The sequence below is a fragment of the Kribbella sp. VKM Ac-2569 genome (genome assembly GCF_004216905.1).
Taxonomy (GTDB): domain Bacteria; phylum Actinomycetota; class Actinomycetes; order Propionibacteriales; family Kribbellaceae; genus Kribbella.
In genome coordinates, this window is the sequence record NZ_SGXJ01000002.1 from 1 (window position 1) to 14,488 (window position 14,488).

Sequence of the window (14,488 nt, forward strand, 5' to 3'; positions counted from 1 at the left end):
GAAGAAAATGCCCAATGCCTGTGAACGGGGATACTTCAATTTCGGCATTGACTTTCGGCACGCTGTTGAGTTCTCAAGAATCGGACGCACACCGCAGCTTGGCCTTACAGCCAGGCTCCCGGGGCAACCTGCGTTACTTTACCGGACCAGATCCACCGAGTCAAGACTCAATTTTTCTGACCCTCCACCCGCGTCCAGTCGACCGACCCGAGTCCGAGGACACGTTTCGGCTGCTCTAGCCTTGGGGGGTTCGGAGCGGCCGGCCGCTTTCGCGTCCCGCGCTTCGCTCCAACAAGAACAACATTACGTGGCCCGCAGGTGACCGGTCAAATCGGCTCCCGGTGTGCTGAATCACAGGCTTGTAATTTGCCTTCGGCAACCCGGTTGTGGGAGTGGAGCCCACTCCCACACCGCAGCCGTCAGCCCTGTGCCTGCGACACCAGAACCCCTGCAAATGAACGCTTCCCACGGCGCAGCACCAGCACGCCACCCGGCAGCAGGTCCTCCCCGGCCGGCACGTATTCCGCGTCCTTCACCTTCTCGTTGTTCAGGTACGCGCCGCCTTCGGCGACCGTCCGCCGTGCGGCCGACTTACTCGCCACCAGGCCCGACTTCACCAGCAGGTCGCCGTACGTCGGCATCGGTTCGCCGGCGCCCAGCTCCACATGCGGTGCTTCGCGTAGTGCTGCTACGAGCGTGGAGCCGTCCAGCGACCCGAGCTCCCCCTGGCCGAACAAGGCCTTCGATGCCTCCTGCACCCGCCGAGTCTCCTCGGCGCCATGGACCAAGGTCGTCACGTCCTCAGCCAGCACCCGTTGCGCTTCCCGAGCCTGTGGCCGTTCCGCGGTCGCCTGCTCAAGTGCGGCCATCTCCTCCGCCGTACGGAACGTGTAGAAGCGCACCAGCTGCATCACGTCGCGGTCGTCGCTGTTGAACCAGAACTGGTAGAACGCGTACGGCGTCGTCAGCTCCCGGTCCAGCCACACGGTCCCGGACTCGGTCTTCCCGAACTTCGTCCCGTCGGCCTTGGTCACCAGTGGCGTCGCCAGTGCATGTGCCTTGCCGGCGTCGGTACGACGGATGAGCTCAACACCCGCCGTCAGGTTCCCCCACTGGTCGCTGCCACCGGTCTGCAACGTGCAGTTGTGCCGCCGGTACAGCTCGAGGAAGTCCAGGGACTGCAGCAGCACGTAGCTGAACTCCGTGTAGCTGATCCCCTGCTCCAGCCGCGCCTTCACCACCTCGCGGCCGAGCATCCGGTTCACCGGGAAATGCTTCCCGATGTCCCGCAGGAAGTCGAGCGTGTTGAGGTCCTTGGTCCAGTCGTAGTTGTTGACGATCCGGGCCGGGTTCGGCAGCGACTGGTCGAAGTCGACGAACTTCTCTACCTGGCCGCGCACCCTCTCGACCCACTCGTGGACGATGTCCTTCGGGTTCAGCACCCGCTCGGACGTCTCCTTCGGGTCACCGATCAAGCCGGTGGCGCCGCCAACGAGCCCGATCGGGTTGTGGCCGGCCAGCTGGAGCCGCCGCAGCGTCAGCAGCTGCAGCAGGTTGCCCATGTGCAGGCTGGGCGCGGTGGGGTCGAAACCGACATAGGAGGTGATCGGTCCCGCCGCCATCGAGGCCCGGAGGGCATCCGGATCGGTGGAGTGGGCGATCAGGCCACGGCTCTCCAGGTCGTCAAGCACCTGAGTGCGGCGTTCGGTCACTAGTTCTCTCCTCGAGTACGTCGGTCAGTACTAGTGTCCTGTACGGCGAGGTGAGGCGACTCAGGTGGGTTCGGGACGCGTCAGCACAGAGCGGAGCTGTGGACGGAGCGCATGTCCGTCCGGACCTTGCACCGTCACGGCAGTCGGCCGGTGTGGGTCGTGGGCACCAGGGTCCGGGTTAGGGACCGGTAGACCGTGCGACAGGACCTGCTCGGCCGGGGTGAGCTGGCGGATGCCGATGGCGAGCACGTGGTCGGGGTGCGTCTGCGCGAAGTCGCCGTACAGCTGCGGGTCGTGCTGGCCGTCGTCACCGACCAGCACCCAGCGCACGTTGGGGAACTCACGCGCCAGCCGGCGCAGGGCGGTCCGCTTGTGCTCCTGGCCGCTGCGGAACCAGCCGGTGTTCGTCGGTCCCCAGTCCGTCATCAGCAACGGTCCCGGTGGGTACCCGTGCCGTGCGAGGAAGCGAGTCAGCGTCGGTGCGGTGTTCCACGCTCCGGTGGACAGGTAGAACATCGGCGCACCGGGGTGGTCCGCCAGCAACTCCTCGTACAGGCCGGCCATTCCTGGTACGACGCGGCGCGCCTGCTCGTCGCGGACGAACGTGTTCCAGGCCGCGATCATCGGACGCGGCAGCATCGTCAGGATCACCGTGTCGTCGATGTCGCTGACCAGACCGAACGTGGCCTCCGGATCCGGGACGAAGATCCGCGCCCGCGCCTGCCGGTCGCCATGGACGCCCAGGACGATCTCGTGCCAGCCCGGTGGCAGCACCACCGGCACGTTGAGGTCGATGAACCCGCCGCGATCGGTCACGGCGTCGAACGTCTGCCCGCCGACGATCACCGTCACCGGCACCTTGGTCGCGGGCGCGGTCACGAACACGCGCCAGCCACGCATCACCTGGTCCTCGTCGTACCGCGGCTGGTTGCGGGGGTCGCGCCCGAGCACAACGCGGGCCAGCACCCGGACGAACTCGGTATTGCCGTAACCGACCTGCGGGATGATCCGCTCCTGCCAGCCACGACGCCGAAGTACCGCCTGCACCCCGAGGTTGAACCAGTCCTCGAGACGGGACGAGTAGTGCGGACGGGCCATACCAGAAACCTACCCGCAGCACGGGCCGCTAGTCGCCCTCCCTCGCGGTCCACGGACACGTTTGACCCGTCCGTCACGAACTGTCGGTCCTCTCCCCTACCGTCTCCTCATGACCGCTCTAGGAATGTGCTTCCCGCGTACTTACCCGGCCGCGCTCGTCACGGACGTGGCTCGGCGGCTCGACCGTGGTGGCGCGGACGAACTGTGGATCATCGAGGACTGCTTCTTCACGGCTGGTCCCTCGCTGGTGTCGGCCGCGCTGACGTCGACCGAGCGGCTGACGGTCGGGCTCGGGATCGTGCCGGCGGTTGCCCGCACGGCCGCGGTGACCGCGATGGAGTTCGCGACGCTGGAGGCGCTCGGGCCGGGGCGGTTCCTGCCCGGCATCGGTCATGGCGTGCAGTCGTGGATGGGCCAGATGGGGGTCCGGCCGAAGTCTCCGCTGACGGCGCTCGAGGAAGTGACCACCAGCGTCACCCGGCTGCTCGCCGGCGAGGAGGTCAGCTTCGAGGGCAAGACGGTCTTCCTCGACAAGGTGAAGCTGGACGCGCCGCCGGCGGAGGCGCCGCCGATCCTGCTCGGTGTCCAGGGTCCGAAGTCGATGGCGCTCGCCGGGCGGGTCGCGGGCGGTGTCGTGCTGGCCGAGCCGGCGACCGCGCCGTACGTGCGTCAGTCGGTGGAGTACGCCGGATCGCCCGAGGGGTTCGTCGTCGCGGTGTTCGCCGCGATGTGCGTGCGCGAAGACCGCAAGACGGCGTACGAGTGGACCGCGCCGTGGCTCGGGTGGCGGATCGGTGAGCGGCCGCCGCAGCTGACCGCGCTGCCGTTCTTCGACGAGATGAAGAAGCTGTACGACGCCTCGGGCGAGGCGGGCCTGGTGGGGATGCCGAGCGACTGGTGGACCGCTATCGGGGCGATCGGCACGCTCGACGACGCGGCGGCGCATGTGGAGACGCTGGAGGCGGCCGGGGTGCACCACATCGGGCTGTTCCCGGATCCAGAGGTGGAGCACGGGCTGCCGCAGCTGGACTACGTGCTCGAGTTGGCGAACCGCTAGCGCCGCTTCTTCGGGACGTGGGGGCGGTACGGCGAGACGGTTGGGTCGTCGGGGATCCAGTAGCGCCATGGGCGGTCGGCTGCTTCGCGCAGACCGACGCGTGGGCCGGTGGCGGGTACGCCGTCGAAGCCGGGGCCGTCGAGCAGTTCGATGGGTGAGGTCTTCGCGAGGAGGTCGGCGCCGTTGCCTTCACGTCCGATGCCGAGGGCAACACACAACCGAGCCGGACCGCGCGCAAGATCGCGATCGGTTCGCTTCGAGGCGGGTTGGTTGCGGCGGAGGCGGGCCAGCTCGATGCCTTCGATCACCTCGCCGGCTCGGAGTAGGACAGCGGACGGCTGGCCTTCCGGGCCGGCGACGACGTTCATGCAGAAGTGCATGCCGTAGGTGAAGTACACGTACAGGAAGCCGGCCGGGCCGAACATCACCGCATTGCGGGGCGTTTGACCCCGGTACGCATGCGAGCCGGGGTCGGTCGGCCCGTCGTACGCCTCGACCTCGGTCAGCCGAACCGCGACAGTCCCCTCGGGGGTGGTGCTGCGCAGCACCATCCCCAGCAACCTGGGCGCCACCTCCAGCACAGGACCAGCAAGCAGCGAGCGGCGCATGCGCAGCACTTTAGGCGAGGCGGGTGCTGTGCTCCCCTGCCCGGGTCCGCAGTTCCGCGAGTTGTTCGGTGACCCGCTCCTGCGCCGTACCGCCGCGGGTGTTCCGCGACGCCAGCGAGCCTTCGACCGTCAGGACCGAGCGGACCTCCGGAGTCAGATCCGGCGAGATGGCGGCCAGGTCCTCGTCGGTCAGATCCCACAGTTCGATGCCGCGCTTCTCGCACTCCTGGACGCAGGCGCCGGCCAGTTCGTGCGCGACCCGGAACGGAACCTTCTGGCGGACCAGCCACTCGGCGATGTCGGTCGCCAGCGAGAAGCCCTGCGGTGCCAGCTCCTCCAGACGGTCCGCGTTGAAGCGCAGCGTGTGGATCATCCCGGTGAACGCGGGCAGCAGCACCTCGAGGGTGTCGATGGAGTCGAAGACCGGCTCCTTGTCCTCCTGCAGGTCCCGGTTGTACGCGAGCGGCTGCGCCTTCAGCGTCGCCAGCAGACCGCTCAGGTTCCCGATGAGCCGCCCGGCCTTGCCGCGGGCGAGCTCGGCGATGTCCGGGTTCTTCTTCTGCGGCATGATGCTCGACCCGGTCGAGAACGCGTCGTCCAGCTCGACGAACCCGAACTCCTTCGTCGCCCAGAGGATCACCTCTTCGGCCTGCCGGGACAGGTCGACGCCGATCTGCGCGGTGACGAACGCGAACTCCGCCACGAAGTCCCGCGACGACGTACCGTCGATCGAGTTCGCCGACGAGTTCGTGAACCCCAGCTCAACAGCGACGAACTGCGGATCCAGCCCCAGCGAGCTACCGGCCAGGGCTCCCGAGCCGTACGGCGAATCCTCGGCAACCCGCGCGTCCCAGTCGGCGAGGCGATCCAGGTCCCGGATCAGCGGCCAGGCGTGCGCGAGCAGATGATGCGACAGCAGAACGGGCTGCGCGTGCTGCAGATGCGTCCGCCCCGGCATCGCGACACCCAGATGCCGCTCGGCCTGATCCGCCAGCGTGTTCACCTGCGCCAGCAGCAACCGGCCGATGATCCGGCCGTGTTCGCGCAGGTAGCTCTTGAACAGCGTGGCGACCTGGTCGTTCCGCGACCGCCCCGCACGCAGCCGCCCACCCAGCTCGGCACCGAGCCGAACGAGCAGACCGTGCTCCAGCGCAGTGTGCACGTCCTCGTCCTCCGCAGCCGGAAGGAACTCTCCGGACAGTACGTCGGCCAGCAGCCCGTCGAGACCGTCCAGCATCGCAGCCAGATCGTCGTCCGTCAGCAGACCCGCGCGGTGCAGCACCTTGGCGTGGGCCTTCGACCCGGCAATGTCGTACGGCGCCAACCGCCAGTCGAAGTCCGTCGACTTACTCAACGCCGCCAACGCATCAGCGGGTCCGCCCGAGAACCGGGCTCCCCACAACGCCGATTCCCGGGCGCCGCTCTCTCCAGTACTCAAGACACTTCCTCTACTTCGGTTCGCGGGCTGCGAGGGACAGGAAACGGGCGGCCAGGGCCTCGCCTCCGATGGGGTTGCGGGAGACGACCATCACGGTGTCGTCGCCGGCGATGGTGCCGAGGACGTCGTCCAGTCCCACGTGGTCGATCGCCGACGCGAAGTACTGGGCCGCCCCCGGCGGGGTTCGCAGGATGACCAGGTTGGCGCTGCCCTCCGCCGACACGAGCAGCTCGGAAGCCACCCGGGCCAACCGGGCTTCGAACGCAGCAGCCTCTCCAGCACGCGGCGTACGGTCACCGCCCTCACCTGGTACGGCGTACACGAGCTGGCCGGACGAGTCGCGGACTTTCACCGCACCGATCTCGACCAGGTCCCGTGACAGCGTCGCCTGCCCGACCACCAGACCGGACGCGGCGAGCAGATCAGCCAGCTCGGTCTGCGAGCGCACCGGCTGCCGCCCGAGCAGATCGACGATCCGCTGCTGCCGCGCGGTCTTGGTGGTCGGTACGGCGATGCTCATTCGTGAAAACTCCTTGCCAACAGCCACGACAGCAGCGCCTTCTGCGCGTGCAGCCGGTTCTCGGCTTCGTCCCAGACGACCGACTGCGGTCCGTCGATCACGGCCGCCTCGATCTCCTTGCCACGATAGGCGGGCAGGCAGTGCAGGACGATCGCATCCGGCTTCGCCTTGCCGAGCAGTTGCTCCGTCACGGCGTACGGCACGAACGGCGCCTCACGGTCGGACGCCTCGGACTCCTGCCCCATCGACACCCAGGTGTCAGTGGCAATCACGTCCGCGCCGTCGGCCGCCGCGATCGCGTCCTCCGTCCAGGCGACGGATCCGCCGGTCTTCTCGGCGATCGCCGCTGCGCTCACGACCACGTCCGGATCCGGCTGGTAGTCGGCAGGCGATCCGATCACGACGTGCATGCCGGCGGTCGCGCCACCCAGCAGGTACGAGTGAGCCATGTTGTTGGCGCCGTCACCCAGGTAGACCAGCTTCAGCCCGGCCGTCGAACCCTTGTGCTGCCGCACGGTCTGCAGGTCGGCCAAAATCTGGCACGGGTGGAACTCGTCGGTCAGCGCGTTCACGACCGGCACCGACGAGGCGGCCGCCATCTCCTCGATCCGCGATTGACCGAACGTCCGCCACACGATCGCCGCGACCTGCCGGTCCAGCACCCGCGCGGTGTCCGCGATCGGCTCGCCCCGGCCGAGCTGCGAGGTCTGCGCGTCGATGATCAGCGGTACGCCGCCCAGCTCCGAGATCCCGACCGCGAACGAGATCCGCGTCCGCGTCGACGTCTTGTCGAAGATCACCGCGACGGTCTTCGGACCCTCGAGCGGCTTGTGCCCGTGCCGATCCCCCGCCAGCTGCGCAGCCAGCGTCAGTACTTCGTCCTGCTCGACCGGCGACAGGTCGTCGTCCCGCAGGAAGTGCCGCACTGTCATCACGCCTCCACCTTGTCGAGCAGCCCCGGGAGGGCCGCGACGAAACTGTCCGCGTCAGCCTTGCTGAGGATGTACGGCGGTGCCAGCCGCAACGCGTCCGGAATCGGATTGTTCACCACGAACCCGGCCTCGAGCGCCAGCGCCGCCACCTGGTCCGACACCGGCTTGGTCAGCTGGATCGCGAGCAGCAGCCCGCGACCGCGGACGCCGGCGATCAGCGGGTGGTCGAGCGCGATGATCGACGACGCGAGGTGGTTGCCGACGGCATTCACCTGGGCGAGCAGGCCGTCGCGCTCGATCACGGTCAGCACCGCCAGCCCGGCGATCGCCGCGACCGGGTTGCCGCCGAACGTGGTCCCGTGGTTCCCCGGCTGCAGCAGGTCGGCGGCCGCGCCGAGACCGATGCACGCACCGATCGGGATCCCGGCGCCGAGGCCCTTCGCGACAGTCACGAGGTCCGGCGTGATCCCGTCGGCCTCGTACGCGAACCAGGTCCCGGTCCGGCCGATCCCGGTCTGGATCTCGTCGATCCACAGCAGGGCGCCGTGCTCGGACGTGATCCGCCGCGCCGCCTGCAGGTATCCGGCCGGCGGTACGACGACGCCGTTCTCGCCCTGGATCGGCTCGAGCACCACGGCCGCGGTCTGGTCGTCGACCGCCGCGGCCAGCGCCTCTGCGTCGCCGTACGGGACGAACTCGACGTCGCCCGGCAGCGGCGCGAACGCCTCCCGGTACGCCGGCTTCCAGGTGATCGCGAGCGCGCCCATCGACCGCCCATGGAACGCGCCGACGGTCGAGACGATCTTGGTCCGGCCGGTACGCCGGGTGATCTTGAACGCGGCCTCGTTCGCCTCGGTGCCCGAGTTCGTGAAGAACACCTTGCCCGGGACGTCGAAGAGGCCGAGCAGCTTCTCGGCGAGCGCGATCTGCGGCGCGGAGGCGAAGAAGTTCGAGACGTGGCCGAGGGTGGCGAGCTGCGACGTCACCGCGGACACCACGAACGGGTGCGCGTGCCCGAGGCAGTTCACCGCGAGCCCGCCGAGCAGGTCGAGGTACTTGTTGCCGTCGGCATCCCACAGGTACGCGCCCTCGCCGCGGACCAGCACCCGCTTCGGCGCGCCGAACGTGTTCATCAGCGCGCTGGAGTACCGCTCGGTGAGTGCAGCCTGCGTGCCGTCGACAGTGAGCAGTTCGGTCATGACGGGATCACCTGGGTTCCAACTCCGGCATCGGTGAAGATTTCGAGGAGCAGCGAGTGCGGCACACGCCCGTCGATCACGGTGGCTCGGGAGACACCGGACTCGACCGCGCGCAGGCAGGCTTCCATCTTCGGCACCATGCCCGACGCCAGCGACGGCAGCAACTCGGCGAGCTCGGTGGTGTCGATCTGGGTGATGATCTCGTCGCTGTCCGGCCAGCTCCGGTAGAGCCCGGCAACGTCGGTCAGTACGACGAGCTTCTCCGCACCGAGCGCCGAGGCCAGCGCCGCGGCCGCGGTGTCCGCGTTCACGTTGTGCGCCTGGCCATCCTCGTCCGGCGCGATCGTCGACACCACCGGGATCCGGCCGGCGTCGATCAGGTCGACCACCGCCTCCGGCCGCACCTCGACCACGTCACCGACCAGCCCGATGTCGACCTGCTCGCCGTCGACCAGCGCCGTACGGCGTTCCGCGGTGAACAGGCCCGCGTCCTCACCGGACATCCCGACCGCGAACGGGCCGTGCGCGTTCAGCAGCCCGACCAGCTCCCGGCCGACCTTGCCGACGAGCACCATGCCGACGACGTCCATCGCCTCGGGCGTGGTGACCCGGAGCCCGCCGCGGAACTCGCTGTCGATGCCGAGCCGGCCGAGCATGTCGCTGATCTGCGGTCCGCCGCCGTGGACGACGACGACACGCACCCCGGCGTACCGGAGAAACACGATGTCCTCAGCAAACGCTCTCTTGAGTTTCTCGTCGACCATCGCGTTCCCGCCGTACTTCACCACGACGGTCTTCCCGTGGAACTGCTTCAGCCACGGCAGGGCCTCGGTCAGTACGGCGGCCTTCTCGACCGCTTCCGGGAAGATCATGACGAGTACGCCGAGTTCTCTTCGACGTACGCGTGCGAGAGGTCCGTGGTGAGGACGGTCGCCGACGCGGGCCCGGCGTGCAGGTCGATGACCACGTCGATCTCCAGACCGCTGAGGTCGGCCTCGGAGCGGTCCACGCCCTTGCCGCCGGCGACACAAATGGCAGCGCCGTTCAGGGTGATGTCGAGCAACGACGGATCGAACGCGGTGGGCGCGTTACCGACGGCCATCGCGATCCGGCCCCAGTTCGGGTCGGCGGCGAAGAACGCGGTCTTGCACAGGTTGTCTTCGGCAACGACCTTGGCGGCGGCCAGCGCCTCCGCCTCGGTCGCGGCGCCCTGCACCGTGATGCTCACGTGCTTGGTGACGCCCTCGGCGTCGGCCTGCAACTGCTTCACCAGGTCAGCAGCCAGGGCCGTGAGGGCCACCTCGAACGCCTCGGGGGTGACCGTGACACCGGACGCGCCCGAGCTGAGCAGCAGGACGGTGTCGTTGGTCGACGTACCGCCGTCGACGTCGAGCCGGTTGAAGGTCTTGCCGACCGCGTTCCGCAGTACGTGGTCGAGGTGCGGCTGGTCGAGGACGGCGTCGGTGGTGATCACGCTGAGCATCGTGGCCATGTTCGGCGCGCACATCCCGGCGCCCTTCGCGAACCCGCCGATGCTCCAGCCGTCCGGGTGCTTCAGCACGGCCTGCTTCGGCACGTTGTCGGTCGTCATGACCGCGGTCGCCGCTGCGAGACCTGCCGCGGTGTCATTGCCGAGTGCCGCGACGGCCGCGTCAATGCCCGGAAGCAGCTTGTCCATGGGGAGACGCTCGCCGATCAGGCCTGTCGAGCAGACGCCGATCTCGGCCGCCCCGACTCCGAGCACGGACGCCAGCTTCTCGGCGGTCTTGTGCGTGTCCTGGAAACCCTCGGGTCCGGTGCAGGCGTTCGCGCCACCGGAGTTCAGCACGACGGCCTTCAGCTTGCCGGGGGACAGGACCTGCTGCGACCAGAGCACCGGCGCGGCCTTCACCTTGTTCGTGGTGAAGACTCCGGCGGCGACGTCGTGCGGACCGTCGTTGACGACCACGGTGAGGTCCGGCGTACCGGCTGGTTTGATCCCGGCGATCACCCCGGCCGCGCGGAAGCCGGCCGGCGCGGTAACCCCGGCGCTCCGATCGACTTGGGTGGCTGGGGTAACTGCGACGGTCACGGGGCTACTCCTACGAGGGGCAGGGCCAGGGTCTCGTCGAGACCGGTGGCCAGGTTCATGCACTGCACGGCGGCGCCGGCAGTGCCCTTGGTGAGGTTGTCCATTGCGGCCACGACGACGGCGCGGCCGGTGCGCTGGTCCAGGGCAATCTGCAACTGCACGGTGTTCGCGCCGAGGGTGGCCTGCGTCTGCGGCCATTGCCCCTCGGGCAGCAGGTGGATGAACGGCTCGTCGGCGTACGCGTCCTCGTAGGCCTTCCGGAGCGCGGCGTAGTCGGTGCCGTCGGCAACCGGCGCGCTGCAGGTCGCGAGGATGCCGCGAGCCATCGGCGCGAGCACCGGCGTGAACGAGACGCTCACCGGCGCGTCGGCGTACGGCGTGAGGTTCTGCTCGATCTCCGGCGTATGGCGATGCACGCCGCCGACGCCGTACGCCGAGGCGGATCCCATTACCTCGGCGCCGAGCAGGTGTGCCTTCGGGGCCTTGCCCGCGCCCGACGTACCGCTGACGGCGACGACCACCAGCTGGGTGGCGTCGACGAGCCCGTTCTGCACGGCGGGGAGCAGGGCCAAGGTGGAGACGGTGGGGTAACACCCCGGTACGGCGACCCGGTTCGACCCGCGGAGCTTGTCTCGTTGACCGGGGAGCTCGGGGAGTCCGTACGGCCACGCGCCGGCGTGCTCGCCGCCGTAGAACTCGACCCACACCTCGGCCTCGGTCAACCGGAAGTCCGCGCCGCAGTCGATCACGGTGACCTCATCTCCGAGCTGCTCGGCAATGACGGCGGACTGTCCGTGTGGCAGGGCCAGGAACACCACGTTGTGACCGGCGAGGTTCTCCGCCGTGGTCTCGACCAGGATGCGCCCGGCCAGCGGCACGAGGTGCGGGTGGTGCACGCCGAGCGCCGTACCGGCGTTCCCGCCGGCGGTCAGCGCGCCGATCTCCACCTCGGGGTGGCTACTCAGCAACCGGAGCAGCTCGCCCCCCGCATACCCACTGGCACCGGCCACCGCCACCGTCACACTCATGTGAATGAGTATGCCACGAACCGGATGAATATCCAACCCTCGGCCAACTTGCCCGCCCACTGAAATACCCAATCCCAGTAGAACCACTCAGGCGCCGGCCCCTCCCACCGCACAGACTCAGGCGGTATGAGGTCACGGCAGGTGCGGAGCTTCGGGGTCTTCCTCGGGTGGATGGTCGTGACGGTGATCGGCTACGGAGTGTGGTACCTCGCAGCTCCGGACGTTCCGCCCTGGGGATGCCGTGGGATCTGCGCGACCGAGCGGGACAGGGTGGTGTTCCTGGGGTGGTTCGTCCTGGCGCCCTGCCTGCTGGTGCAGGCGCTGCTCGGGCTGCTGGTGAACGCGAGGTACAGCGAGGAGTACTGGGGTGAGTTCGCGACCGGGACCGCCGCGTTCTTCACCACCGTGCCGTTGCCGGTCTTCATGCTGCTCGTCGCCTTCCGGTGATGTGACACGGGTCATGTCACAGCTGCTGGGACGACGCGTGTCCAAGGGGTCGACGACGAACCTTGGAGGTTGAGATGGCGCGGGTCGGTATGGAGCATCGGCGGTCGTTGGTGGTGCGGCTGGTGGAGTGGGGCAGCCGGCGGAAGTTCCGGAAGGTGCCGGATCCGGTGAAGGTGGCGCTGCACAACCGGCGGGTGTTGCTGTCGACCACCTTGATGGAGGCGACTGCGGAGCGGTGGAATGCGCTGGATCCGGAGCTGAAGGCGCTGAGTGTGATGGTGGCGTCGGCGCGGATCGGATGCAGCTGGTGCATGGACTTCGGGTACTGGGAGTTCCACCACCAGGGGATTGACCCGGCGAAGCTGCACGATGTGCCAATGTGGCGGAACAGCGACGTCTACTCGGATCTGGAGCGCGCGGTGATGGACTACACCGAGGCGATGACGGCCACTCCGCCGGAGGTCACCGACGAGCAGGTCGAGCGGCTGCGGCAGGACCTGAGTGAGGAGCAGCTGGTCGAGCTGACCGCGATCGCGGCGCTGGAGAACTACCGCTCCCGGATCAACGCCGCCCTTGGACTCACCAGCCAGGGCTACAAGGAGTACTGCGAATTGAGGCCGGTGCAGTGACCGACGAGCAACTGGCCCGCGAGTTCGCCGAGCACCGGTCCGTTCTGGTCGGAGCGGCGTACCGGGTTGTCGGCAGTGTGAGCGACGCCGAGGACGTGGTCCAGGAGGCGTGGTTGCGCTGGGCCGCCATCGACCACGACGACATCCGCGACACCCGGGCGTACCTGATCCGCATCACCACGCGGCTGGCGCTGAACCGGTTGCGCGAGCAGAAGTCGCGGCGGGAGCAGTACGTCGGCCCGTGGCTGCCGGAACCGCTCGCGACCGACGACGACCCGGCGGCTGCGGTCGAGCTCGCGGACTCGGTCAGCATGGCGATGCTCGTCGTACTCGAGACCCTCTCCCCGCTCGAACGCGCCACGTTCGTCCTCCGCGAGGTCTTCGATCTGCCGTACGACGAGATCGCGGACACCCTCGGCCGGTCCGAGGCCGCCGTACGGCAGCTCGCACATCGGGCCCGCGGACATGTGCACGCGCGGCAGCCGCGACATCACGTCGACAAGGCGCGCCACGACGAGCTGACCATGCAGTTCATGCGGGCCGCCGGGTCCGGCGACTTCGACCAGGTGGTCGCGCTGCTCGCGCCGGACGCCGTACTGATCAGCGACGGCGGCGGGAAGAAGAAGGCCGCGCTCCGGCCGATCCACGGCGCGGAGAAGATCGCCCGCTGGCTGTTCGCGGTTCTCGCGGAAAACCCGGGGTTCGAGATCCGGATGGCGTCCCTGAACGACGAACTCGCCTACGTCGCGTACTACGACGACGAGCCGGACACGGTCACGTTCATGAAGAGCACCGACGGCCGGATCACCGAGCTGTACCTGATCCGCAACCCGGACAAGCTCACCACGATCCCGACGCGTCCCGCAGCCGACTGAGGAAGGGCCGGATCCGCGCGACCACCTCCTCGAGGTGCGTCTCGAGCAGCCAGTGGCCGCCGTCCTCGAACAGATGCAGGTCGGCGTCCGGTACGTCGGCCAGGTACGCCCGCGCCGACTCCGCGGGCATGTAGCCGTCCTTCGGGCCCCAGACGATCAGGGTCGGCGGCTGGTGCTCGCGCAGGTACGCCTGGTACTGCGGGAAGCGCCGTACGCTGTCCGCGATCTCGGCGAAGAACCCGATCATGACGTCGCGGTGCTCGCGCATCAGCGGCCAGGCGAGCTGCCAGAGATCGGGGCTGATCCGCGCAGCCACCTTGGGCGCGACCTCGCCGAGCACCTCCTCGCGGAGGCCGTCGAAGGTGACCGCCTGGGCGAGTTCGTCGCGGCGCTCGTCGGTCGGGTCGGTCCAGTACGCCTTCAAGGCGTCGTACTTCGGTCCGAGCGTCTCCTCGTACGCGTCACCGTTCTGGATGATCAGGGCGACGATGCGCTCGGGGTTCTTCAGCGCCAACTGGAATCCGGCCTGGGAGCCGTAGTCGAAGAGGTACAGCGCGAAGCGGTCGACGTTCAGCGCGGCCAGGAAGCCCTCCAGCAGCTCCGCATATCCACGGAAGCTGTAGTCGAACCCGTCCGGCGCGTCGCTGTAGCCGAACCCGGGGAAGTCGGGCGCGAGCAGCCGCCACTCGTCGGCGAGGGCGGGCATCAGCGCGCGGTACTGGAAGGACGACGACGGATATCCGTGCGGCAGGAGGACGACGGGAGCGTCGGGCGGACCGGCCTCGCGGTAGAAGATCTCGACGCCGCCGACGTCGACTGTGCGGTGTGTGACGGTGGCCATGTACGACGGTGTACCCAGCCTCTCCGGGCTTAG

15 protein-coding genes are annotated in these 14,488 nt (G+C 68.6%); 4 read left to right on the forward strand and 11 right to left on the reverse strand.

Going from position 1 to position 14,488, the window contains the following annotated elements; translation table 11 throughout:
- Positions 1–419 precede the first annotated feature (419 nt).
- Entirely contained in the window at positions 420–1,712 is a 1,293-nt protein-coding gene (gene tyrS, locus EV649_RS12905; RefSeq protein ID WP_130383687.1) for a tyrosine--tRNA ligase, read from the reverse strand.
- Positions 1,713–1,772: 60 nt separating this feature from the next.
- Entirely contained in the window at positions 1,773–2,810 is a 1,038-nt protein-coding gene (locus tag EV649_RS12910; RefSeq protein WP_130383688.1) for a phosphatase domain-containing protein, read from the reverse strand.
- Positions 2,811–2,919: 109 nt separating this feature from the next.
- On the opposite strand from EV649_RS12910, the gene EV649_RS12915 reads away from it, so the two are divergent.
- Positions 2,920–3,867, forward strand: a complete 948-nt coding sequence (locus EV649_RS12915; protein WP_241998140.1) for an LLM class flavin-dependent oxidoreductase — start codon at positions 2,920–2,922, stop codon at positions 3,865–3,867.
- Here EV649_RS12915 and EV649_RS12920 read toward each other — a convergent pair.
- From EV649_RS12920 to argC, 8 genes are read right to left on the reverse strand one after another with little or no spacing between them, the layout of a single operon-like run.
- Positions 3,864–4,475, reverse strand: a complete 612-nt coding sequence (locus tag EV649_RS12920) for a DNA-3-methyladenine glycosylase (RefSeq protein ID WP_130383689.1) — start codon at positions 4,473–4,475, stop codon at positions 3,864–3,866. The two genes, EV649_RS12915 and EV649_RS12920, sit on opposite strands and share 4 nt — an antisense overlap.
- A gap of 10 nt (positions 4,476–4,485) precedes the next feature.
- Positions 4,486–5,913 carry an argininosuccinate lyase gene (gene argH, locus EV649_RS12925; RefSeq protein ID WP_130383690.1) on the reverse strand — a complete coding sequence of 476 codons (1,428 nt, stop codon included), beginning with the start codon at positions 5,911–5,913 and terminating at the stop codon, positions 4,486–4,488.
- A 10-nt stretch (positions 5,914–5,923) separates the two neighbouring features.
- The gene (locus EV649_RS12930; RefSeq protein ID WP_130383691.1) at positions 5,924–6,433 is read right to left on the reverse strand and encodes an arginine repressor; all 510 of its coding nucleotides are present in this window, start codon (positions 6,431–6,433) and stop codon (positions 5,924–5,926) included.
- Entirely contained in the window at positions 6,430–7,365 is a 936-nt protein-coding gene (argF, locus tag EV649_RS12935; RefSeq protein ID WP_130383692.1) for an ornithine carbamoyltransferase, read from the reverse strand. The genes EV649_RS12930 and argF overlap by 4 nt, the downstream gene beginning before the upstream one ends.
- Positions 7,365–8,564: an acetylornithine transaminase gene (locus tag EV649_RS12940; RefSeq protein WP_130383693.1), complete on the reverse strand. Its 1,200-nt coding sequence runs from the start codon at positions 8,562–8,564 to the stop codon at positions 7,365–7,367. The genes argF and EV649_RS12940 overlap by 1 nt, the downstream gene beginning before the upstream one ends.
- A complete protein-coding gene (argB, locus tag EV649_RS12945) occupies positions 8,561–9,436 on the reverse strand; it encodes an acetylglutamate kinase (RefSeq protein WP_130383694.1) in 876 nt (291 codons plus the stop codon). Before argB ends, EV649_RS12940 begins: the two co-directional genes overlap by 4 nt.
- Entirely contained in the window at positions 9,433–10,635 is a 1,203-nt protein-coding gene (argJ, locus tag EV649_RS12950) for a bifunctional glutamate N-acetyltransferase/amino-acid acetyltransferase ArgJ (protein WP_130383695.1), read from the reverse strand. Before argJ ends, argB begins: the two co-directional genes overlap by 4 nt.
- Positions 10,632–11,663, reverse strand: a complete 1,032-nt coding sequence (gene argC / locus EV649_RS12955; protein WP_130383696.1) for an N-acetyl-gamma-glutamyl-phosphate reductase — start codon at positions 11,661–11,663, stop codon at positions 10,632–10,634. Before argC ends, argJ begins: the two co-directional genes overlap by 4 nt.
- A gap of 126 nt (positions 11,664–11,789) precedes the next feature.
- On the opposite strand from argC, the gene EV649_RS12960 reads away from it, so the two are divergent.
- From EV649_RS12960 to EV649_RS12970, 3 genes are all read left to right on the forward strand, one after another.
- A complete protein-coding gene (locus EV649_RS12960; protein WP_130383697.1) occupies positions 11,790–12,110 on the forward strand; it encodes a hypothetical protein in 321 nt (106 codons plus the stop codon).
- A gap of 74 nt (positions 12,111–12,184) precedes the next feature.
- Positions 12,185–12,739, forward strand: a complete 555-nt coding sequence (locus tag EV649_RS12965; RefSeq protein ID WP_130383698.1) for a carboxymuconolactone decarboxylase family protein — start codon at positions 12,185–12,187, stop codon at positions 12,737–12,739.
- The gene (locus EV649_RS12970; protein ID WP_130383699.1) at positions 12,736–13,614 is read left to right on the forward strand and encodes an RNA polymerase sigma-70 factor; all 879 of its coding nucleotides are present in this window, start codon (positions 12,736–12,738) and stop codon (positions 13,612–13,614) included. The genes EV649_RS12965 and EV649_RS12970 overlap by 4 nt, the downstream gene beginning before the upstream one ends.
- On the opposite strand, the gene EV649_RS12975 is transcribed toward EV649_RS12970, so the two are convergent.
- Entirely contained in the window at positions 13,580–14,455 is an 876-nt protein-coding gene (locus tag EV649_RS12975) for an alpha/beta hydrolase (protein WP_130383700.1), read from the reverse strand. The genes EV649_RS12970 and EV649_RS12975 overlap by 35 nt on opposite strands.
- Positions 14,456–14,488: the final 33 nt, after the last annotated feature.

Excerpts from the sequence above, each read along its gene's own strand:
- EV649_RS12910 (WP_130383688.1), bottom strand. The coding sequence starts at position 2,810 with ATGGCCCGTCCGCACTACTCGTCCCGTCTCGAGGACTGGTTCAACCTC.
- EV649_RS12915 (WP_241998140.1), top strand. The coding sequence starts at position 2,920 with ATGACCGCTCTAGGAATGTGCTTCCCGCGTACTTACCCGGCCGCGCTC.
- EV649_RS12920 (WP_130383689.1), bottom strand. The coding sequence starts at position 4,475 with ATGCGCCGCTCGCTGCTTGCTGGTCCTGTGCTGGAGGTGGCGCCCAGG.
- EV649_RS12930 (WP_130383691.1), bottom strand. The coding sequence starts at position 6,433 with ATGAGCATCGCCGTACCGACCACCAAGACCGCGCGGCAGCAGCGGATC.
- argF (WP_130383692.1), bottom strand. The coding sequence starts at position 7,365 with ATGACAGTGCGGCACTTCCTGCGGGACGACGACCTGTCGCCGGTCGAG.
- EV649_RS12940 (WP_130383693.1), bottom strand. The coding sequence starts at position 8,564 with ATGACCGAACTGCTCACTGTCGACGGCACGCAGGCTGCACTCACCGAG.
- argB (WP_130383694.1), bottom strand. The coding sequence starts at position 9,436 with ATGATCTTCCCGGAAGCGGTCGAGAAGGCCGCCGTACTGACCGAGGCC.
- argC (WP_130383696.1), bottom strand. The coding sequence starts at position 11,663 with ATGAGTGTGACGGTGGCGGTGGCCGGTGCCAGTGGGTATGCGGGGGGC.
- EV649_RS12960 (WP_130383697.1), top strand. The coding sequence starts at position 11,790 with ATGAGGTCACGGCAGGTGCGGAGCTTCGGGGTCTTCCTCGGGTGGATG.
- EV649_RS12965 (WP_130383698.1), top strand. The coding sequence starts at position 12,185 with ATGGCGCGGGTCGGTATGGAGCATCGGCGGTCGTTGGTGGTGCGGCTG.
- EV649_RS12975 (WP_130383700.1), bottom strand. The coding sequence starts at position 14,455 with ATGGCCACCGTCACACACCGCACAGTCGACGTCGGCGGCGTCGAGATC.